The sequence below is a fragment of the Salicibibacter kimchii genome, from assembly GCF_003336365.1.
In the GTDB taxonomy this organism is placed as follows: domain Bacteria; phylum Bacillota; class Bacilli; order Bacillales; family Marinococcaceae; genus Salicibibacter; species Salicibibacter kimchii.
On record NZ_CP031092.1, the window covers coordinates 3,401,647 to 3,423,538 of the forward strand.

19 protein-coding genes are annotated in these 21,892 nt (G+C 46.8%); 16 read left to right on the forward strand and 3 right to left on the reverse strand.

Annotated features, from left to right (window positions below; all coding sequences use genetic code 11):
* The first annotated feature begins 28 nt into the window (after positions 1-28).
* The 6 genes from cshA to DT065_RS17315 all read left to right on the forward strand — a co-directional run bounded on the left by cshA (position 29) and on the right by DT065_RS17315 (position 7,775).
* On the forward strand, positions 29-1,468 hold the full coding sequence (cshA, locus tag DT065_RS17290) for a degradosome RNA helicase CshA (protein WP_114375505.1): 1,440 nt from the start codon (positions 29-31) through the stop codon (positions 1,466-1,468).
* 525 nt (positions 1,469-1,993) lie between these two features.
* On the forward strand, positions 1,994-4,120 hold the full coding sequence (locus tag DT065_RS17295) for an ATP-dependent Clp protease ATP-binding subunit (protein ID WP_114375507.1): 2,127 nt from the start codon (positions 1,994-1,996) through the stop codon (positions 4,118-4,120).
* Between the two features lie 152 nt (positions 4,121-4,272).
* Positions 4,273-4,455: a hypothetical protein gene (locus tag DT065_RS17300; protein WP_227002655.1), complete on the forward strand. Its 183-nt coding sequence runs from the start codon at positions 4,273-4,275 to the stop codon at positions 4,453-4,455.
* A gap of 31 nt (positions 4,456-4,486) precedes the next feature.
* Complete coding sequence (locus DT065_RS17305; RefSeq protein WP_114375509.1) at positions 4,487-4,789, forward strand: DUF4212 domain-containing protein; 303 nt, start codon at positions 4,487-4,489, stop codon at positions 4,787-4,789.
* A 25-nt stretch (positions 4,790-4,814) separates the two neighbouring features.
* Complete coding sequence (locus DT065_RS17310) at positions 4,815-6,479, forward strand: sodium:solute symporter family protein (RefSeq protein ID WP_114375511.1); 1,665 nt, start codon at positions 4,815-4,817, stop codon at positions 6,477-6,479.
* 81 nt (positions 6,480-6,560) lie between these two features.
* On the forward strand, positions 6,561-7,775 hold the full coding sequence (locus DT065_RS17315) for an MFS transporter (RefSeq protein WP_114375513.1): 1,215 nt from the start codon (positions 6,561-6,563) through the stop codon (positions 7,773-7,775).
* A 109-nt stretch (positions 7,776-7,884) separates the two neighbouring features.
* On the opposite strand, the gene ilvD is transcribed toward DT065_RS17315, so the two are convergent.
* Positions 7,885-9,582, reverse strand: a complete 1,698-nt coding sequence (gene ilvD / locus DT065_RS17320; protein WP_114375515.1) for a dihydroxy-acid dehydratase — start codon at positions 9,580-9,582, stop codon at positions 7,885-7,887.
* Positions 9,583-9,820: 238 nt separating this feature from the next.
* On the opposite strand from ilvD, the gene DT065_RS17325 reads away from it, so the two are divergent.
* The 10 genes from DT065_RS17325 to DT065_RS17375 all read left to right on the forward strand — a co-directional run bounded on the left by DT065_RS17325 (position 9,821) and on the right by DT065_RS17375 (position 19,187).
* The gene (locus DT065_RS17325; protein ID WP_227002656.1) at positions 9,821-10,498 is read left to right on the forward strand and encodes a GntR family transcriptional regulator; all 678 of its coding nucleotides are present in this window, start codon (positions 9,821-9,823) and stop codon (positions 10,496-10,498) included.
* Between the two features lie 32 nt (positions 10,499-10,530).
* Positions 10,531-11,652 (forward strand): citrate synthase, encoded by a 1,122-nt coding sequence (gene mmgD / locus DT065_RS17330; protein ID WP_114375516.1) that lies wholly within the window; start codon positions 10,531-10,533, stop codon positions 11,650-11,652.
* A 28-nt stretch (positions 11,653-11,680) separates the two neighbouring features.
* Positions 11,681-13,120, forward strand: coding sequence for a bifunctional 2-methylcitrate dehydratase/aconitate hydratase (locus tag DT065_RS17335; RefSeq protein WP_114375518.1), 1,440 nt, complete (start codon positions 11,681-11,683; stop codon positions 13,118-13,120).
* Positions 13,121-13,131: 11 nt separating this feature from the next.
* Complete coding sequence (prpB, locus tag DT065_RS17340; protein WP_114375520.1) at positions 13,132-14,055, forward strand: methylisocitrate lyase; 924 nt, start codon at positions 13,132-13,134, stop codon at positions 14,053-14,055.
* 991 nt (positions 14,056-15,046) lie between these two features.
* Positions 15,047-15,817, forward strand: a complete 771-nt coding sequence (locus DT065_RS17345; protein WP_114375522.1) for a hypothetical protein — start codon at positions 15,047-15,049, stop codon at positions 15,815-15,817.
* A gap of 22 nt (positions 15,818-15,839) precedes the next feature.
* Positions 15,840-16,322 carry a hypothetical protein gene (locus DT065_RS17350; protein WP_114375524.1) on the forward strand — a complete coding sequence of 161 codons (483 nt, stop codon included), beginning with the start codon at positions 15,840-15,842 and terminating at the stop codon, positions 16,320-16,322.
* A 274-nt stretch (positions 16,323-16,596) separates the two neighbouring features.
* On the forward strand, positions 16,597-16,974 hold the full coding sequence (locus DT065_RS17360; protein WP_160112632.1) for a beta/alpha barrel domain-containing protein: 378 nt from the start codon (positions 16,597-16,599) through the stop codon (positions 16,972-16,974).
* A gap of 43 nt (positions 16,975-17,017) precedes the next feature.
* Positions 17,018-17,503 carry a CBO0543 family protein gene (locus tag DT065_RS17365; RefSeq protein ID WP_160112633.1) on the forward strand — a complete coding sequence of 162 codons (486 nt, stop codon included), beginning with the start codon at positions 17,018-17,020 and terminating at the stop codon, positions 17,501-17,503.
* Positions 17,504-17,642: 139 nt separating this feature from the next.
* Positions 17,643-18,575: an oxygen-dependent tRNA uridine(34) hydroxylase TrhO gene (gene trhO / locus DT065_RS17370; protein ID WP_114375532.1), complete on the forward strand. Its 933-nt coding sequence runs from the start codon at positions 17,643-17,645 to the stop codon at positions 18,573-18,575.
* 15 nt (positions 18,576-18,590) lie between these two features.
* Positions 18,591-19,187 carry a nitroreductase family protein gene (locus DT065_RS17375; protein ID WP_114375534.1) on the forward strand — a complete coding sequence of 199 codons (597 nt, stop codon included), beginning with the start codon at positions 18,591-18,593 and terminating at the stop codon, positions 19,185-19,187.
* A gap of 238 nt (positions 19,188-19,425) precedes the next feature.
* Here DT065_RS17375 and DT065_RS17380 read toward each other — a convergent pair whose 3' ends face one another.
* A complete protein-coding gene (locus DT065_RS17380; RefSeq protein ID WP_114375536.1) occupies positions 19,426-20,664 on the reverse strand; it encodes an MFS transporter in 1,239 nt (412 codons plus the stop codon).
* Between the two features lie 219 nt (positions 20,665-20,883).
* Positions 20,884-21,837, reverse strand: a complete 954-nt coding sequence (locus DT065_RS17385; RefSeq protein WP_160112634.1) for an ArsR/SmtB family transcription factor — start codon at positions 21,835-21,837, stop codon at positions 20,884-20,886.
* Between the last annotated feature and the right edge of the window lie 55 nt (positions 21,838-21,892).

Sequence of the window (21,892 nt, forward strand, 5' to 3'; positions counted from 1 at the left end):
GGAAAAAGATGTACAAAGGAGAAGAGGCATGAAATTTGAAGAATTAGACTTACCGCCCTATTTATTAAAAAGTGTGCAAAGTATGGGCTTCACAGAGGCCACGTCGATTCAGGAAAAAATTCTACCCGTCGCTCGCAAAGGGCGCGATGTCATTGGACAGGCGCAAACCGGAACAGGAAAAACAGCGGCGTTCGCCCTTCCGATTATCGAAAAAGTTGATCCGGAGGACCCGAACGTACAGGCGCTTATTTTGACCCCGACCCGTGAATTAGCCGTGCAAGTGTCGGAAGAAGTCAACCGATTAGGCCGTACGAAAAACGTGAAATCTGTAGCTGTGTATGGTGGTGCCGACATGGGCCGGCAAATACGGGAATTAAAATCACGACCACCCATCATCGTCGCGACACCGGGCCGATATATGGATCATACGCGCCGGAGGACGATTCGTCCGCAGGCCGTTTCTACGGTCGTGCTCGATGAAGCGGATGAAATGTTAAGCATGGGTTTTATTGAAGATATTGAAACGATTTTAGAAGCGATCCCTAACGAACGACAAACGCTTTTATTTTCAGCAACGATGCCGAGTCGTTTAAAAAAAGTCGCCGATCGCTTTATGACGGAACCGCAAACGGTTTCTGTAAAAGCGAAGGCAATGACGGTATCCAATATCGAACAATTTGCGCTCAAAGTACCCGAAAAACAGAAATTGTCTGTCCTCGGTCGCTTGCTTGATTTTGAAGATCCCGATCTCGCCATTATTTTCGGGCGCACGAAACGAAGGGTAGACGAACTTTCAGAGGCACTCGAGCATCAAGGCTACGCAGCTGCCGGCCTTCATGGTGATATGAAACAGGCAGGGCGGACCAATGTGTTACACCGATTTAAGCAAGGAGCCATAAAGTATTTGGTGGCGACCGATGTGGCCGCACGGGGAATTGATGTGACCGGCGTGACCCATGTGTTTAATTTCGATCTACCGCAAGATGCGGAAAGCTATGTTCACCGGATCGGCCGGACAGGACGAGCCGGGCATTCCGGGAAATCCTATACGTTCGCGGCTCCCGTTGAGATGGATCATATGGCGATGATTGAAAAGGCAACCAAAGGAAGCATTAAACACATCGATGTTCCGAGCGAACATGAAGCGGATATTGCCAGACAAGAACGGGCGGCTCACCAGCTCAAGAACATCATCGAAAAAGAGGAACACACCGGCTTGGAGCCAATGGCGGAAAAACTCCTAGAGGAGCACGATCAAGTGACGGTGGTTGCAGCCGCGCTCTCCATGTTGCAAAAGGATAAAAAAGAACCGGTCAAAAAACTCACCGGCGAACGGCCGATCGTTAGCAAACAAAAAAGGAAACCGGCCGGCAAACAAGGACGTGTTCAACAAGGCCGTGGGGCCGGCGGACGTCAAAAAAATCAAAGCCGCAATAGGGGAAAGTCCCACCGGCGACGTTCCGGTTAATATTGGCAAAAAAAACGGGTGACAGGCAATGGCTTGATTACTCGTTTTTTCATGAGCCGTCTATAAACGCTTGATGATTTTACTTAAATCTTGATCAAAAAAAGAATTAGAATGTCGATCGCGCGACCGGAAAAGCTGAAAGGGTACCGTTTTTTGAAAGCAATGGCAGGCACGGTACCACCGGTCATTTTCCACCGTTGTTGAGAAGCAAGACCAACCGCAATCAGATTAAACCGCTTTAGCCACAATCGACCTTCAAAACAAGCTGCTTCAAAATAAACGTCCAGCGCTCGTTTGCACGTGTGTGCAAGCGGGCGCTTTTAATGTTTTTAACCCCCCGACACACGGGAAATACATAACTAGATCAGGTTTTAGAAAAAAATTAAACAAAACACTTGAAAGTCAAAGAAAGTCAAACTATAATAGAAGCATGGAAAGGTCAAATATAGTCAAAGTCAATGCCGAGACAAACAAAAGCGTCTATAACCAACAAATAATAAAACGGAACAAGGAGGAAGAAGATAGATGAGATGTGATCATTGCCAACAAAATGAAGCGCAAATTCAAATGAGAATCAACGTAAATGGAAAACAACAGCAAATGAATCTGTGCACGCGGTGCTATCGTGAAATCCGCAATCGTATGCGTCAGCCATCCGGCATGAGCGGCCATTCGCAATTTGATCAAATGATGAACGCGATGGGCGGCGGTCAACAAGGACAGTCATTTACCAATGCCCAGACCCAACAAGGTACCGGTCAAGGTGGCAACTTACTCGATGAACTTGGGAAAAACCTTTCCCACAGTGCTAACAACGGTGAAATAGATCCGATTATTGGCCGGGATAAAGAAGTGGAACGCGTGATTGAAACGCTTAACCGCCGAAATAAAAACAACCCGGTGTTAATCGGGGAAGCAGGTGTCGGGAAAACCGCGATCGCGGAAGGCTTGGCTCTCCGTATCGTGCAAAGTCAAGTACCGAACAAATTGAAAAATAAACAAATCTATTTGTTAGACGTTTCTTCGCTCGTCGCGAACACAGGCGTGCGCGGTCAATTTGAAGAACGAATGAAACAGTTGCTTGCGGAACTGCAACAACGAGACGATGTCATAGTATTCGTCGATGAGGTGCATCAAATCGTCGGTGCCGGTTCCGCAGAAGGATCGGCAGATGCCGGAAACATCATGAAACCTGCGCTTGCTCGTGGTGAGTTGCAATTGATCGGCGCGACAACGTTGGCGGAATATCGTAAAATCGAAAAAGACGGCGCCCTTGAACGGCGTTTCCAACCGGTCATGGTGGATGAACCGTCGCTGGAAGATGCGAAGAAAATTCTTGATGGCATTCGCCCGAATTACGAAACGTATCACGAAATCACCTACACGAAAGATGCCGTTGAAGCATGTGTGACCCTATCCGATCGGTATATTCAAGACCGTTTTTTGCCGGATAAAGCGATTGACCTCATGGACGAAGCAGGTTCGAAAGTGAATTTGCTCATCAGCGAGTTGGATGATGGCGAGATTGCAAAGCGTTTGGAAGAAATCAAAATTGAAAAAGAAGATGCAACGAGCCAGGAAGATTATGAACGAGCGGCCAAACTTCGGACCGAAGAATTGCAGTTACAAGAAAAACAGCAAGAAGCAAAGTCCGAACACTATCATGAATCCGTCGTGGATGTTGCCCGCATTCAAGCGCTTGTCGAAGCCAAGACAGGTATTCCGGTTCGCCGTCTCCAAGAAGATGAACAGAAAAAAATGCGTGACCTACCTGAGCGTTTAAACAGTCAAGTGATTGGGCAAGAAACAGCTGTTGATAAAGTTGCGAAATCCATTCGTCGTAATCGTGCCGGTCTTCGCCGTGGAACACGACCAATCGGCTCCTTCATGTTCATCGGGCCAACGGGGGTCGGGAAGACCGAACTCTCTAAATCATTAGCGGAAGAAATGTTCGGTGACCGTGAAGCGATGATCCGTCTGGACATGAGTGAATATATGGAAAAACACTCCGTATCCAAACTCATCGGTTCTCCGCCCGGATATGTCGGACACGATGAAGCCGGTCAGATGACAGAACAAGTGCGCCGAAAGCCATATAGCATTATTTTGCTCGATGAAATTGAAAAGGCGCATCCGGATGTTCAGCACATGTTCTTGCAGATCATGGAAGACGGACGCCTCACAGACAGCCAGGGCCGCGCGGTGAGCTTTAAAGACACCGTCCTCATCATGACTTCCAACGCAGGAAGCGCGTTAAAAAAAGTGACGGTTGGCTTTGGCGCAGACGATGAAGAACCAAACGCCATGGAAGGGTTGACCGACTATTTCAAACCTGAATTTCTCAACCGTTTCGACGGCATCGTCCGCTTCAATGAATTGTCTCGCGAGCATCTCGTAACAATTGTGGATCTCATGCTCGCGGATCTAAAAGATTCCGCGGCAGAACAAGGACTCACCATCGAAGTAACGAGAGATGCAAAACAAAAAATGGCAGAACTCGGCTACGATCCGACCTTCGGTGCGCGCCCGCTCCGTCGCGTCATCGAGGAATATGTCGAAGACGGCATCGCCGATGTTATGCTGGAAAACGAAGAAGTAAAAACTATCGCCGTAAACGTGCGAGACGAAAAACTGAATGTGTCCGCAAAATAAAAGCAATCCCCCCGGGGTTGCTTTTTTTATGTGAAGGGCTTGATATGTACATTGTAAACGATAATTTCTACAATAATTTTTTTATTTATAAAATAAGGAAGGAATCTGTTTTTTATTTGTTGAATACAAAAGGGTGTAAGGAGTTGAGTTCCATGATGTTATTGGCTATTTTTTGGTCAATCGTATTGGCAAGCATTGTTTTTATGGTGAAGAAAAAGCAGCCTTTATTTTTAGGCGTGCCCATACTGGCACTGGGGGTGTATATATTAATCGAAATGTTGCGTGTTCCGCTTCCGTTTGCAGAAACGGTCCAATTTGTGTTTGATCTTCAATAATTGGTATCCGAAGAAAGGTTGGTGCAAAAAATTGAAAAAAGTAGAGAAAGCAGATGCGGAAAAATATTTCAAATTACGCACGATAATGATATTTTCATTTATTCTGATTGCATTATTAGTTTCGTTTGGTGTAGTAACGTTTGCAGAATTTTTCTCCCAGTTCACCTTTATGGGAGCGCCATTGCATTATTATATGGGATCGCAGGGCGCTATTGTGGTTTTCATTGTGCTTTTGTTCCTGAACGCGATCATCAGCGATCGATTGGATGCGAAATTCGGTGTTGATAATGCAACAAATGAACGAATTGTCGGAGGACAAAGCATGGATCAATAGTCAGCGAAGATAGGAGGAACTGCTTTTGGATACACAAACACTCGTTTCTGTCGGGATGATTCTCGTTACATTTGTGATCTATGTAGGCATTGCCATTTACACACGGTCAAAAGAAACAGCTGAGTTTTATGTCGCTTCTCGCGGCATCCCTCCTTTTTGGAATGGGATGGCTATAGGGGCGGACTGGATGAGTGCCGCATCGTTCATCGGAATGGCCGGTACCGTCATGGTTATGGGCTATGACGGTTTGCCCTATATTATGGGCTGGACAGGCGGATATTTATTTTTAACATTTTTATTGGCTCCGCAATTGCGCAAATACGGACGATTTACGGTGCCGGAGTTTATCGGCGACCGTTTTAATAGCGATGTTGCCCGTGTTATTGGGGCACTTGCAACGGTTATCATCAGTTTTACTTATTTGGTCGGACAACTGTCCGGTTCCGGGGTTGTTATCGGACGCTTATTTGCGATCCCAACTTGGGCAGGAGTTTTACTCGGTGTCGGTATCATCGCGATTTACGCGACCCTTGGTGGGATGAAAGGGGTAACTTGGACACAAGTCGCGCAATACTTAATATTAATTACCGCTTACGTGGTGCCGATTGTTTTCATGTCTCTGCAAGTTACCGGGAATCCTCTTCCCTGGCTTACGTATGGAAACATTGTAGATGAAATTGGCGCAATTGACAGAGAAATAGGTTTAACAGAATACTTTGCGCCGTTTTCAGAAAGCACGCAAAGTCAATTTTTGGCGCTTATGTTCACCTTAATGATCGGAACATCGGCACTCCCGCACGTCATCGTTCGTTTTTATACGGTCACAACCATGAAGGCGGCGCGCTGGAGCGGGGCATGGGCCCTTTTATTCATCGGTATTCTATATCTCTCTGCACCGGCGTACGCCGCTTTTTCCCGCTTTATTTTGATGACGCAGGTCGCCGGCCAGCCAATGGGTAACCTTCCTTCCTGGGTTGATCGTTGGGTCGATACTGGACTGTTGTCAGTGGCCGACACCGATGGGGATGGCATATTGGACTGGGAAGAAATTGCAGTCGCGGAAGATATGGTCGTGATGGCCACGCCTGAAATCGCCGACTTAGGCATGTTCGTGATCGGGCTAGTGGCAGCTGGATCAATGGCAGCGGCATTATCAACGGCGGGTGGTTTGCTCATAACCATCAGTTCCTCCATTGCCCATGATTTTTATTATCGTATTCTCCGTCCGGATGCAAGTGATAAAAAACGATTAAACGCGGGACGCATTGCCATCTTTATCGCGACGATCGTGGCCGGGCTTTTGGCTTTGGACCCACCGGGGGTGATCACGCAAATTGTGGCATGGGCCTTTGCAATTGCCGGCGGTACATTTTTCCCTGTGCTCTTCTTAGGGGTATGGTGGAAGCGCATGACTACACAGGGGGCAATTGCCGGTATGTTGGTCGGATTGGCTACAACATTGTCCTATATATTCCTGGCCCTCGGCGGCTTTACAATCTTTGGCATTGAAGATACAGGTGCCGGCGTCTTCGGCGTTACGATTAACTTTTTGACCTGTATTATTGTCTCTCTATCAACAACGACCCCATCACAAGAAAAACAAGACGAGGTTGTTGACCTCCGTTATCCGGAACAGATGACGTACAAAGATGGCGAGGTTTGGATAAAAGAAGAGGATTATAAATCTTAGGCGAAAGAGTAACACGATGTGCGTAAAAGGTTCGTTTGAGCCTTTTACGTTCATTTTTTCAAATGGTAAGGAGAAATTTTCATGAAAAATAATCGTTGGTTCGCGCTCTCCCTCATTGCCACAGCCGTGCTTTTCACGCTGACGCTGTGGTTCAGCGCATCTGTCATCTCTGTAGAGCTAAGGGAACAGTGGTCACTAACTACGTTTTCAGAGACGTGGTTATCCGCTGCCGTTCCGGGAGGGTTCGTCATCGGGGCGTTTATCAGCGCCTACTTCGGTTTGGCGGATCGTTTTAATACAAGGAAATTTTTCGCCGTTTCCGCGCTCATAGGCGGACTGCTAAACCTACTGCTCATCTGGGTCGATCATGCTGCTTTAGGTATCGTCATTCGTATGCTGACGGGCATGGCGTTGGCAGGCGTTTACCCGCCGTCCGTTAAGTTAATATCCCAATGGTTTCCGAAAAAACGCGGGGTTGCAGTGGGGGTTCTTATCGCAGCTTTGACTCTCGGGACGGCGATGCCGCATTTTCTTGCCATGTTTTTCGTCGCCATTGATGTCCGTCTCGTCATCGTTACCACTTCGATGTTGGCGATAGTAGCAGCGATCGCTGTTCGCTATATTTTGCAAGAGGCCCCGGGGCCTGCCGGTCAATCATCATTTTCGCTCGGTAAAATTAAGCAAGTCTTGCAAAATAAACCGGTTATGTTTGCCAATTACGGCTACTTCGGGCATATGTGGGAGTTATACGCGATGTGGACATGGTTGCCCGCGTTTTTAACGGCGAGTTTTTCCTTGCAGTATCCGGGTATGGACCCGGCAATGGTGTCTTTTCTCGCGTTTGCCTCCATTGGTTTAGCCGGTGGTTTGGGTTGTGTCCTTGGCGGTCTCTATGCCGATCGTATCGGTATTTCACAGTTGACGATTCTGGCGATGGCCATTAGCGCTTTTTGTGCGCTTACGATCGGATTTACATTCGGGCAACCGATCTGGCTGACGATTATTTTGGCATTGTTGTGGGGCGTTTCCGTCATCGCGGATTCCGCACAATTTTCAGTTGCCGTTTCCCAATTCGGAGGGAAATCGTATGTAGGAACGGCTTTAACCTTTCAAATGTGCATTGGTTTTTTCATTGCAACGTTATCGATTCAAATGCTCCCACTTTTTCAAGCGGTACTAGGATGGCATTGGGTTTTTGTCGTTTTGGCGATCGGTCCGATTCTCGGGATTATTTCGATGCTGAAGTATCAGCGGTATACGGCAGATACCGCTGTAAGTTACAGGAAAACGGGTTGAAGGGGGGATGAAAAATATGAAAATCCCATTCTTAAGCAACTTAATTTATATATAAAAGCCCCCTTGGCAGCCATCGTCGCCAAGGGGGTTCGTTTTCATCATCGTATCATTACTCGATCGGTCCGTCTGTAATCGCACCTTTTGATGCCGATGACACCAGACGGGCGTATTTGGCAAGGACACCGGATGTAAATCGAAGCTCCGGCATTTTCCAATCTTTGGCGCGGGCTTCCATCTCGACTTCTTCGATATCGACGGCCAGTAGCTGCTCATCGCTATCGATCGTAACTGTATCGCCCTCTTGCAAATAGGCGAGCGGGCCGCCGGCTTGTGCTTCGGGGGCAACATGTCCGATCACAAATCCGTGGGAGCCGCCTGAAAAACGGCCATCGGTAAGCAAAGCGACTTCGCCTCCCAAGCCTTTTCCGACAAGCATGGCCGTAACCGAGAGCATTTCCGGCATGCCCGGGCCGCCTTTCGGTCCGACGTAGCGGATGACGAGGACATCGCCTTTATTTATTTCGTCGTTCATGATTGCTTTAGTCGCGTCTTCTTCGCTATTGAACACACGGGCAGGGCCGCTGAAATGGCTTACTTCCTGTCCCGACATTTTTGCAACGGCACCTTCAGGTGCAAGGTTGCCGCGCAGTACGACGAGTGGGCCATTTTCTTTTTTCGGATTGGAAAATGGAAGGATTACTTCCTGTCCTTCATGAAGATCTTCCGCCTCTTGAAGGTTTTCCCGTAAGGTTTTCCCTGTGACGGTTAAGGTGTCGCCGTGAAGCAAGCCCTCGTCAAGGAGCAGCTTCATGACTGCCGGGATCCCGCCGACATCGTTCAAATCCTGCATGACGTATTTGCCGCTCGGCTTCAAATCGGCGAGGTGTGGCACACGTTCACGAACGGCCTCAAAATCATCCAACGATAAATCCACGCCTGCTGCATGGGCCATCGCTGTAAGGTGCAAGAATGCATTGGTGGAGCCGCCCAGTGCCATAACGACAGTAATCGCGTTTTCAAACGCTTCTTTTGTCATAATGTCCCGTGGGTAGATGTCTTTTTCCAACAATTCATGGACCATCGCGCCGGCACGTTCACATTCTTCTTCTTTTGCCCCTGCAATCGCGGGGGTAGAGGAAGAGCCCGGCAAGCTCATGCCCATCGCTTCCACAGCCGCGGCCATCGTGTTTGCCGTGTACATACCGCCACATGCGCCTGCGCCCGGGCAGGCATTGCACTCGACCTTATGCAACTGCTTGTCGTCGATTTGGCCGACCTGATGTTGACCAACTGCTTCAAAAGCGGAAACAATGTCGATGTCTTTGCCGTCTAGTTTTCCGGGTTGAATCGTCCCGCCGTACACATAGACCGATGGAACATTTAGACGGGCTATCGCGATTAAACAGCCCGGCGTATTTTTATCACAACTGCCGATGGAAACAATGCCGTCAAAACGCTCCGCCTGGGAAACAGTTTCAATGGAATCGGCAATCACTTCCCGGCTCGGAAGCGAATAAAACATCCCTTCATGCCCCATACCGATCCCGTCGGATACGGTTATTGTGTTAAAAATTAAAGGCGCACCGTGATTTGCCGCGGCTCCGTTTTTGGCACTGACCGCCAGCTTGTCCAAATGCATGTTACAAGGGGTGACTTCACTCCAGGCACTCGCAATGCCAATCATAGGCTTTTTAAAATCTTCATCTTCAAAACCGACAGCGCGTAACATCGCCCGGTTTGGCGCCCGATTCGGGCTTTCACTAATGACGTTCGAGCGAATTCGCAAGTCTTTTTCTTCGTCTGCCATTCCCTTCATCCTTTCTCATTTTCATCGTAAGTAAGAAAACACGGTTAGTAAAAGAATAGCATATTTCGCTTTATTTGGCTTGCCTGAAAACAAAAATGACAGAAAAATATTGACAGAAAAATAAATTTGTATACAATTATAATGAGAAGCTCCATGAGGAGGAAATGTTTTTCCCTCTCTCAGATCACGAGTGTTGGAAGTGTGGTGATGCGCTTCTTAAAAAAAGGAGAATGTATTCGTGTACGAAAAGCGAATGTCAGCCGCTGATTTGGCCTATGAACAACTGAAAACAAACATTATTGAGTTAATGTACGCACCGTCTGCTCCTTTGCGAGAAGAACACCTTTCCAAAGATTTGCAGATTAGTCGGACACCGCTTCGCCAGGCACTTTATCGTCTGGAGTTGGAAGGATTTGTCGTCAAGCAGTCGAATGGTCGCATGATGGTCGCGCCGATCACATTGCAGGAAGCCAGGGATGTCTTTCAGGTAAGGGAGATGTTGGAAAGTCTCGTCGCCCGTGAAGCGGCGGAAAATATGACGGAAGAATCTCTCTATAGACTCGAAGATGTCGTCGAACTCATGCACCGAGCGGTGAAAACAAACCGAAGCGATGAGATTGTGAAACACGGCGAACATTTTCATCAAATTTTACACGCGTTGAGCACCAATGAAACGAACAAACGCTTTTTGCAGGAATTACAAAATAAAATTGATCGATACCGCCGGATCGGGGGTTATAAAAACCCGGGGTACTCGTTGCAAACGCCGTTGGACGAACATGAAAGAATTCTACAGCTTTTAAAAGCAAAGAAAACCGGAATGGACATTGAAGAAGCGATGCGCGAGCATATCAGACGTAGCCTCGTTACCATTGAGGAAACGATCGAGCCGTATGTGAAAGAAATAGGAAAATAAGTAGTATATACCAAGGGAATGAGGTGCTTTGAATGGGAGAGCAGCAAGTGAAAGCCGGCCTTGACGGTGTCATTGCTACGGACACGGAAATCTCGTATTTAGATGTGGAGAACGAGGAAATCGTCCTTAAAGGCTATGATCTCATCGAGCTTGCCGAAAAGATAAACTATCTCGATCTCGTCCATCTTTTGTTTGAAGGTTCCTTGCCGGATCAACGCGGACGGTTATCCATGGAGAGCGCGTTGAAGAAAGAATATGCGCTTCCGGAAAATTTCTTCGATTTGTTTTCCATGCTTCCAAAAGAAACGCACGCCATGGATGCAATGCGGACGGGCATTTCCGCTTTGGCGGGCTATGATCCGCAGATTGATGATCGTTCCACGGCGGCGAACCGGGACAAGGCACTGAAAGTATTGGCGAAAATCCCAAACATTGTCGCCAACAGCTACCACACATTGCAAGGGGAAAATCCTGTCCCCGCTAATCCGGATTTGCCGTATAGCACGAACTTTCTTTATATGATTACGGGAAAAGAACCGACGAATTTGGAAGCGGAAACATTTGACCAATCGCTCATGGTGTACAGCGAGCACGAGATGCCGAATTCAACGTTTACGGCACGTGTCATCGCTTCTACAAACGCCGATATTTACGGCGCTATGACCGGGGCGGTCTCATCTTTAAAAGGCCCCTTGCATGGCGGGGCGAACGAAGCGGTCATGCACATGCTTCTTGAAGCGGAAACGGTCGATGGTATGTCGAAGTTGTTGCATGAAAAGCTGCGCAATAAAGAACGTGTCATGGGCTTCGGCCATCGTGTTTATATGAAGAAAATGGATCCGCGGGCGTTGCTCATGAAACAAGCCCTGCATAAGCTTGCAGTGGATCGAGGCCGAGAAGACCTTTATGAAATGTGTGAGCGCGGAGAAGATATCATCCGTCAAGAAAAAGGCTTGTATCCAAACCTCGATTATTATGCGGCACCTGTCTATTATTTATTGAACATCCCGATTCCCTTGTACACGCCGATTTTCTTCGCGGCCCGAGTGGTCGGACTCGGCGCGCACGTGATCGAACAACATGCCAACAACCGCCTTTACCGCCCGCGCGTTAATTATACAGGTCCGCGCGGATTGCACCCAAAAAATGGATGATAGAAAAAGAAAGCGAGGCTTCTTGCAAATGAGTACAAAAGCAAATGAAAAACCAACCACTGATGAAGTGCTATTAGCTATCGCAGACTATGCGGTGAATGGGGAAATCCAAAGCGAGGAGGCGTTTAAGACAGCCAGGTATGTTTTGCTCGATACGATCGGTTGCGGCTTGTTGGCGCTTCGCTATCCGGAATGCACCAAACATTTAGGTCCGATTGTGCCGGGAACGACGGTTCCGAATGGCGTACGCGTACCGGGGACCCAATTTGAACTTGATCCGGTTCAAGGCGCGTTTAATATCGGAACGATGATTCGCTGGCTCGATTATAATGACACGTGGCTCGCGGCTGAATGGGGCCATCCGTCCGACAACCTTGGCGGTATTTTGGCAACGGCCGATTATGTGAGCCGCCAACGATTAGCGAACGGAGAGAAGCCGCTTACGATGGAAGACGTATTGGTCGCCACGGTGAAAGCCCATGAAATTCAGGGGGTGCTTGCGCTTGAAAACAGCCTGAACCGTCAAGGATTGGACCACGTCCTGTTTGTAAAAGTTGCAACGACCGCAGTCGTAACAGCCATGTTGGGCGGCAATAAAGAACAGGTCGCTGATGCGCTATCTCAAGCTTGGGTAGATAACTCCAGCCTCAGAACCTATCGTCACGCTCCGAATGCAGGGTCACGGAAATCGTGGGCAGCCGGGGACGCGACGAGCCGCGCGGTGCGCCTGGCTCTCATGACCATGAAAGGCGAAATGGGCTACGCGAGCGCGCTTACAGCACCGAATTGGGGGTTCCAAGACGTGCTGTTCGGGGGCGAAACGATTAATTTGGCTCGCCCGCTCGGTTCCTACGTGATGGAAAACGTCCTTTTCAAAGTTTCTTATCCGGCGGAATTCCACGCGCAAACGGCTGCGGAAGCGGCGATCAAATTGCACGAGGAGGTCGCGTGGCGATTGGATGAAATCGCGGAAGTCAAGATCACGACCCATGAATCTGCCATCCGCATCATCGATAAAACGGGACCGCTTCATAACCCTGCAGACCGCGATCATTCCTTGCAATACATCACGGCCATCGGTTTGATTTACGGCGAATTAACGGCTGACCACTATGAAGATGAAGTAGCGAAAAATCCGGAGATTGACGAATTACGCCTTAAGATGTATACCGAAGAAAACAACCAGTACACGGAGGACTACCTTGACCCGGATAAGCGCTCAATTGCCAATGCCGTGCAGGTGACGTTCAAAGACGGGTCCAAAACGGAAAATATAGCTGTGGAGTACCCGCTCGGGCACCGCCGGCGTCGGGAAGAAAGCACTCCATTGCTTGAAGAAAAATACCACGAAAACCTAAAAACGAAATTCCCAGCCAGGCAAGCGGACGATCTGTTAGATTTATGCGTCAATGACGAGCGGTTGAGAAAAACGACGGTCAATGATTTTATGGCGAGCTTCATCATTTAGGAGGAACGAAAATGAGTTGGATCGTAACGGAAAAATCCAGTCAACAAGAACGCTATCAAGCGTTTCTGGACTTGATTAGCGACAAGAACCAAATATTGCAAATGCCGGGGGCTCATGATGGCATGTCGGCACTCGTTGCAAAAGAAACAGGCTTTCAAGCCCTGTATTTATCGGGAGGGGCTTACACGGCAAGCCGTGGATTACCGGATGTTGGTCTCATCTATTCCAACGAGATCGCCGAGCGGGCGCAAGATATCATTCGCGCTTCTGATCTACCGTTACTCGTCGACATTGATACGGGATTTGGCGGCGTGCTCAATGTTGCGCGGACGGCAAAAGAAATGGTTGAAGCAGGCGTGGCCGCCGTGCAAATCGAAGATCAATCGCTGCCGAAAAAATGTGGGCATTTAAACGGAAAACAGCTCGTAAGCACAGAAGAAATGGCCGCAAAGGTACAAACGATCAAAAAGGTCGCGCCGACGCTCGCGGTTGTTGCCCGAACAGACGCAAAGGCGGTCGAAGGCGCAGATGCCGCTGTTGATCGCGCCCGCGCATATGTTGAAGCAGGCGCGGACGCCATTTTTCCGGAGGCTTTAACGAGCGAAGAAGATTTTCGTTTTTTTGCCAACCGTATAGATGCCCCATTGCTCGCGAATATGACCGAGTTTGGAAAAACGCCGTATTTCACGGCTGATGCATTTGCTTCTTTCGGTTTTCAAATGGTCATATACCCGGTAACCTCCATGCGTGTTGCCGCGAAAGCGTACGCGGAAGTTTTTCAGGAAATCCTGGAAAAAGGCACGCAAAAAGACCACTTGGACCACATGCAATCACGGGCGGAACTCTACGAGACGATTCGGTACTATGACCACGAAGCGCTTGATGAACAAGTGGCGAAAACGATTCTCCCCGAGGAAGGGAAAGAACGACGTTAACAGCTGTCCGTGTGAACGCTGCGTGTAATTGAATACAGAACCCCTTTGGATATGGTTATCCAAAGGGGTTTCAAGTGTCAACTCCGTTAAGGCTCAGATTGTGAAAAGATCGAAAATTATCGCGGGTTAAACGACATTTTCCGGTTCTTAGCCTGTAAATGTCCCTCTTTCTATAACAAAGAGAGCCAAATACTAGTGCAGAACGGCTGAAATAAGCGTTCACCCATAGTTGTGGCGCCAAAAAATAGGGGTACGGCCAAAATTAGTCGCCACCCGGCAGTTGTGGCACAAAAATATGGGGAAGCCTCAAATGCTAGTGGTCTGTCTCAGAAATTCTTTCTCTCTTTGTTCGCCATACTCACAGTTCCTCCCGATGATACGCATATATCAGACAAACACTTTCGTTGATTTCATCGATCATACAAGGTGACCGATGCAAAAGCGCTTCAGCCCCTGCTGAGAAGGACGATTTTTGCGGTACCGTCCGTCTAAAGGGTGGTTTCTCACTCTGAGGGGGACGGCATTCGCGTTATCGCACCTCATAAAGGTGGCATGTCACTCTGCGATCAACCAAGGGAAAGAACTTCTGAAACACGCTACTAGTCGCCACTTAGTGCTTGTTACATCAAGTCAATGGCGTCTACTTTGTTTGTAGCTGCGTTTAGCCAAGGTGACAGCGGGAATTTCAACCAATAGGCACTAATGGTGTGTTTAGAAGCTTTTTATAAAAACACCCCATGCTTCTTCGTTTACAAAACATCGTGAGAAATGGTGAAATCTGGGCGATCGCTGAAAACAGAACGACGGACGACTGCATCTGGCCGATTGACACTGAGTTCGACCTTTTTCACGACTTGTCCCACAGTGTGCTCGGGATCCCAAACACCCTATAAAGGTATGATGCGAATTTGGCCACGATGATGACAGGTATGTATATTTCTGTAAAATTAACAGACACTATGTGCTCAGTTTGAATGAGGTGGTGGCGTTATTGCGACTGACGAACTCTACGGAAAACTACCGCGGCATCATCGCCGCTATCAGTCCGTCCATGACCAACAATGTCGATATAACGAATCCCTCGGTGGTGGCTTGGTGGTCTGCCGCCTATCCCGGTTTCGGCCATTTTATTTTGGGCAACTATTTCATCGGATTCGTCCTTCTCGTTCATGAGGTTTTGATTAATATATTAAGTGGTTTAAATTTAGCCATCTATTATTCATTTACCGGGAAGTTCGAGCAAGCGATCCAGTCGGTAGATACAAATTGGTTTTTAGCATACTTTCCCATTTATTTTTTTGCGATTTGGAATAGTTATCAACGGACCAGGGTACAAAATGAAGATTATGTCATTGCCCGCCAGATCGGCTACGACATCTATTCCAAAAGCATGTCCATGTATAGTTTCAACAGGCTGGAAGAAAAAAAGCCATCCATAGCCGTTTTTTGGTCTATGTTAGCTCCGGGTCTCGGCCACATCTATATAAATCGACTGCTCATCCTTTTGTTGGTTCCTTTGCTCGTTCTTATTATGTATATGTCCCAAGCGCTTCCGGCTCTCCAATACACGATGGTGGGCAACTTCGACGCGGCCCGAAACGTAACAAATCCCCAATGGTTAATGAACCTTCCTTCGTTTTATGGATTTTTTGTCTATGATGCCTACTTAAAAACGGTCGAGTACAATGATGTATACAAACTATATCAGCGACTTCACTTGGAAAAAACCTATCAACACGAGCAGTTTCAGTTGCCCGTTTAATGGGAAGGGAGGGGGGGAACTCATGTATGTCGTTGCTTCTTTTAAGCTAAATAAAAACTTGGAAAGAGTCATCGCGGAAATTGAATATAACAACATCGACAGAAAAAACATCCTCGCTCTTCCATTAGCAAAGAAAGTAGATCTAGAAACCGAAACGAGTTACCATCAGAAATCGTTTGAAATCTTGCCTATACTCGCAACCATTCTCGCGTTGTTCGGTTTGATTTACGGTTTTATGTTAGATTTGGGGCCGATCTTGGTGGGACTCATTGGCCTAGGCATAGGGGCCATCCTCGGCGGCGTGATCGATGTATTCAGAATCAAAAAGACGCGGAAAAATGAATTACAGAAGAAAAAAGAACCTTTGACGGAAGTGTTTCTTTTGGTTCATTGTTCGAACAAGGCCCAAGCCCAGCAAGTGAAAACATTAATCTGGAAATGGTCTCCACTTGGGGTTGCCACATATACAAAGCAGTCGGAGGGCAATAGCAATGCTCAGGTTTGAGTGGACGCTTTTCTCATAAACACACTCGTTGTCGTAAGTTTGTTATTGCTCTTCAGCGTGTTATTTTTTGTCTTTCTTACCAGGCCTATCATGAAACGGATTTTCGCGCGAATGTTAAAGCGATTCATGTCCAAAACATATGAAGACAATCTATGGGAATTGATTTCCGCCATGACCCGGTTGAGCCCGAACACGATTATGAAAAACAGCCTGCGGGCCACGTCGGGGACAATCATCAACCGCCCTTTTGGTAGTCCTCGCGATTTCCACCACTTTGACAGACGTATCTTTTCTCCCGCTCAATTATCAACGCCGCTGCGGATGGAAAGAGTTCCATCGATCTGGCAACGACCATCGGGTCGAATGCCAAGCACCCGCTCGTCCTGATATTCCGCTTATTGGCGGCGGCCTGACCCTCCCCGGCGAATGTTTAAAAGCGATGGCGTTAGGGGCAGATGCCGTGTTCATGGGCACGGCGTTCATCTGGGCAATGACCCATGGTCAGGTCGCGCAATCGTTGCCTTGGGAACCCCCAACCTCCCTCGTTTTCTATGGAAAAAAGCGGGAGGGAAAATTCGATGAAGAAAAAGCCGTTTATTATCTGGAAAACTTCATCACCTCCTGCATGAGTGTGAATAATGCCTTCAAATAGTGAGAACATTATACCTAGGAAAAGTCAGGTAGGTGATAATACATTGGAACGATCGACCACACGTATCATCACGCGTATTATTTTTGTTCTCTGTTTGGTTTTCCTTCCGTTTACCCTCGGTAAAAAGAGAGTGAAAGAATGGGGACTTATTTTCTTTGCTACGGGGTATCTTGCTTCTATTCTTGCCCAACTGGCGGTGAAAGCGAAAAAAATAAAATATCCCGTGCGTCCTTTCCCGCGATATTTTGACGGGAATGTCGTTTATGAGTATCTTGTTCTTCCTCTTTTTTGTGTCTGGTTTAATCAATCTACCTATCATGCAAAAATATGGAGCATTATCGGGACAGCTTTTCTTTACAGCAGCGCTCATACTTTGATCGAATACTTCGTGGAGAAAAAGACCGGCGCAGTGAGGTGGAAAGCATGGAACTGGCTTTTTAATACGTCCTCGCTCGCAAGTGTTTTGATCGTAAGTAGGAGCGTCCTTTCGTTATGGAAATGGTTGTCAAAGAGATATGATCAACCCTAACACACCCAGCACACCATCCATCAAACGTTGGTGTGTTTTATTTTGGTGGCGCCTCTCGTCGTTTTTGTTTCGTGAAAAGCAACCGAAAATCTGTTACGATAGTCTTTGGAAAAGAATCATGTTTCGGAGGGAACCTGTTATGGACGATCAAAAGAATTATCGCGTTTTACTTTATTATAAATATGTAGACATGCTGGATTACGAAGAATACGCGGAAGCACATTTGCAATATTGTAAGGACCTAGGGTTGCGCGGACGGATCATCGTTGCCCCCGAAGGGTTGAATGGGACGGTTTCCGGAACGATCGAACAAACCGAAGCCTATATGGAATATGTCAAATCCGATCCGAGATTTAGTGATATGGACTTTAAAATCGATGAAGCGGAAGGACACGCATTTAAAAAAATCTTCGTCCGTCCAAAAAAAGAAATTGTCACATGGCGCCTTGAGGATGACGTAAACCCGAATGACATCGGTGGAGAGTATCTAACACCGAAGGAGTTCCACGAGGCACTTCAAGAAGAAGAGACCGTTGTCATTGATGGCCGCAATGATTACGAATACGAAATAGGCCATTTTCGCAATGCCATCAAGCCGGAAGTGGGCACGTCCCGGGAATTCCCGGAATGGATTGAGGAGAACATTGATCACTTCAAAGGGAAAAAAGTCATCACTTACTGCACTGGAGGTATTCGCTGTGAAAAATTGACGGGCATTCTTAAACAAAAAGGGGTTGACGACGTCTATCAACTCCATGGAGGAATTGTCAATTACAGTCAGGATGAGGAAGTGAAAGGCCATTTATTTGATGGCAAATGCTATGTGTTTGATGAGCGTATTTCCATCAGAGCGAATCACACCGAAGAGGATGTCGTCATTTCCAGCTGCCACCACTGCGGGAAAACAGAGGATCGTTATATCAATTGTTCCAACCCCGAATGTAATCTCCAATATGTCTGTTGCACCGATTGTGAGGAAAACCACCAAGCCGCTTGCTGTGAAGAATGCCGTGTTCATCCCCGTAACCGTTGGCCGGAAATCAGGACAACGTACGCTGCATCAGTCAAATAATGAGGAGAAGGATCGATGGAAACGTTAGAAGCGATACGAACAAGAAGAAGCATCGGAAAAGTGCATCCCGATAAACCAGTGGATAAGTCACTGATCGAAACGATATTGGAAGCGGGAATGTGGGCGCCAAACCATCATCATACGGAACCATGGAATTTTTTTGTGCAACAAGGGGAAGGGCGTCGTCCGCTCGGGAAAACATTGCGCAAAATAGCGGTGGAAAGCATGGACAGTGAAGAAGAACGATCAGACGATGAACAAGCGCGAAAGTTGGCGAAAAAAGAGGAAAAACCGTTTCGTGCGCCCGTTGTCATCACCGTAGTCGTAGAGCCGGCGACAAAAGATAAAGTGGTTGATATCGAAGAATACGCGGCAGCTCATGCCGCCGTTCAAAATATACTGTTGGCGGCCCATTCCCTTGGCCTTGGTGCGATTTGGCGAAGCGGGGCACCGACCTATCATCCGGAAATGCGCCGTTTGTACAACGTATCTGAACGCGGGGGCGTTGTTGGTTTTATTTACATTGGCTGGCCGGCATCAACCAAAAAGAAGGAACAGCGACGCCAAGACATTGAAGAAAAAACAACATGGATGAATGAAGATATGGGATAAAGCCGTTGCAGTAGTGCAGCGGTTTTTCATATCGGGAGGTCCTTCCGTCGCCGGCTAGATACGAACCAAATGAGATACGATGCATTTCAGGTTCAAATGAGGCTATCGTCATTTTCGGGCATTTTGAGTGGGGACGACCACTTTACGTCATACCTAAATAAAAAGCAACAGCACAAAAAGCTCAGTAAGGAAGGCATCGCCCGACATATTATCAGTAATGCTGGGCAATTTTAATCCTTTAAGCGTAGTCTTTCTCAGCTTCCGTATTTTTCACCAGCTTGAGGTGGTCAATAACAGGAAGTGAACGTAATGCCGGATGACAGAGCCAGTAACAACCATATAGGGACAGCCCAACCCCACCTAGGATAATCGGAAATGCACTGCCGAAGACAGAAGCCATCATTCCTCCAGTCAAAGTGCCGATCGGCAAACTGATGGCACTGGCACTAGAAACAACCGAGATGACCCGGCCGATCATACGGCTTTCCACTTGTTGTTGAATGGCTGAGAAAATCATAATATTGATTACACCAACAGCAATGAATCCCGCCCCGAACGATACGATGGAAAAGATGGGCGGAAAGAAAGCAGCTGCCACCCAACACTGTCCGGCCAGTAGAGATGCGAGAATATTCAGTTTCCCATAAGAGATTCTTTTTAATTTCTGAGCACTCAACGATCCCAGAAAAAGACCGGCGGTCATCGCCACCATGTAATATCCATAAAAACTCTCATTGCCATTACTCAATGCAAATGTCGGCAATGCTGCCATCATACTACCTAGAAAGAAATTTACAGCCACCGCGGCAATCACTATATGAGGGATGATGGAATCCTTGACATACCGAAATCCTTCACCGAAATCTTTTAGATAGTTTTGTACGAATGTATTCAACTCTATCGGATTCTGCCGATCAATCCCGTCAAGTTTAAAAAAAGTGTAAACAATCGCGGTGCTAAAGTGAAAAACCATTGTTATCAGTAACGTTTCAGCTGACCCAAAGTAGGCAACGAGTACACCCGCCGCGCCGAAGAAGGCAATGTCCAAGCTTTCCCTCATCATGTTTATGATCGAATTTGCCTTCACGACATGTTCCTTACCTGCCACACTGGGTATAAGCGTTGATTCAATCGGATAAGTGAACTGTGAAATAAGCGAGATGACAAACATAGTCATAATCACCACAGACACATGCAGAAAATCATTAAAAAAAAGCAGTGGTATGAGCAGAAGCAAAAATGCTTTCAGAAACTCACAAACGATAAGCCCAAGCTTATAACTAAAATAATTGGATATCGGAGCGATAAGAAAACCGATACATGTCGGTATGCTGATGGCGAACAAGGCGAGACCAGAATAAAACGGGTCCCCTGTCAGCTCAAGCACGAGCATCATGCCTGCGATTAAATAAACCCCTTCCCCCAGACCTTTTGTAAACATCCCTGCCAACAAAACATTAAAATTACGCGCAAACATCCCATGCCTCCTATTATTATCGAATTAGTTGTTTCATATTCACCGAATATAAAGTCAAAAAAATGAAACAGTAACCGCGATGCTTCTCGTAGAGCATGAACCCTCTATTGGTGTGCCTACCCTCGGTCAACATTCATGGCATTAATATCAAAACAGACGTTTCATGTTCATCGAACATGAAACCATAAATCTATGAAGAGAACACTTCATGCATCCCCTTCAATCCACAAATTCCATTGTCAAGTCATCGATAATTCTCTGAAGTTCATATTGATTGATTTCATAATATATTTTATTTTCCGTTCTTATAGCCTTGATCAGATGATGAACCACCAATGTGCTCAGGTGATGAGAGATCGTCGAATTGGATATGTTTAATTGTTGCGCCAATTCATAGCCATAACGGGCACGTTTTCTCAGTAACCGGAGAATTTCGAATCTACGTTCATCAGATAATATCTTAAGTTTTTCCAAGGATTTCTTGGTATCCTTTTTTGATTCCAGCAGTTCAATATGCCGCACGCCTAACACACATAACACAAAACCCAACCGGGTATCCGGTGCAATAACATGGGAAACGTCAAGAACATAGCAAGGGAAAAGATATACATCCTCACCGCTCTTACTCGTCCATAGACCTTCAAAGTAAGACAAATCAACCTGATCAGATTCTCCTTTAAGTTCATGGATCATCTTTTCCTGTCTTTCGAGTGCCTTTTCCATTTCTTTTTGGGGTATAAGGTGACAAATCTCTTTTAGTAAGTAAATCAGACGTTGCTTTGTTCTTTTCACATCATAAATCAGATAAGTCAGCTTCCATTTTTCCTCCTCAGAAAGAGAACCCTTATCTAAATGCTGAATCACGCTCTCCGGTTCTTCAACATTATCTGTTTCATCTGTTGTACCCCCGAGTTTCAGCAAGGAGTGATAATACTCTGAAACAGAGCTATTTTCAAGCATATTGATAAAATCAGGAATATCAGTATAAGCGCTCTTCTTAATCATGAATGTAAGAACAATGAAACCAATCAAACTCTCCTGCTGAAAAAAAACAGCAAGTTCATTCTTTATTTCATCGGATAACTTATTACGGGTATTTTCCACCCATTGATCGATTTCCGGTGATGTGAAGGAAGCAACGTGCTCTAATTCCATGACATCATCGTTATTCAATCGAAACATCAAACACAGCAGTTCAACGACCGGTGACGTCTGTAAATGTATATTT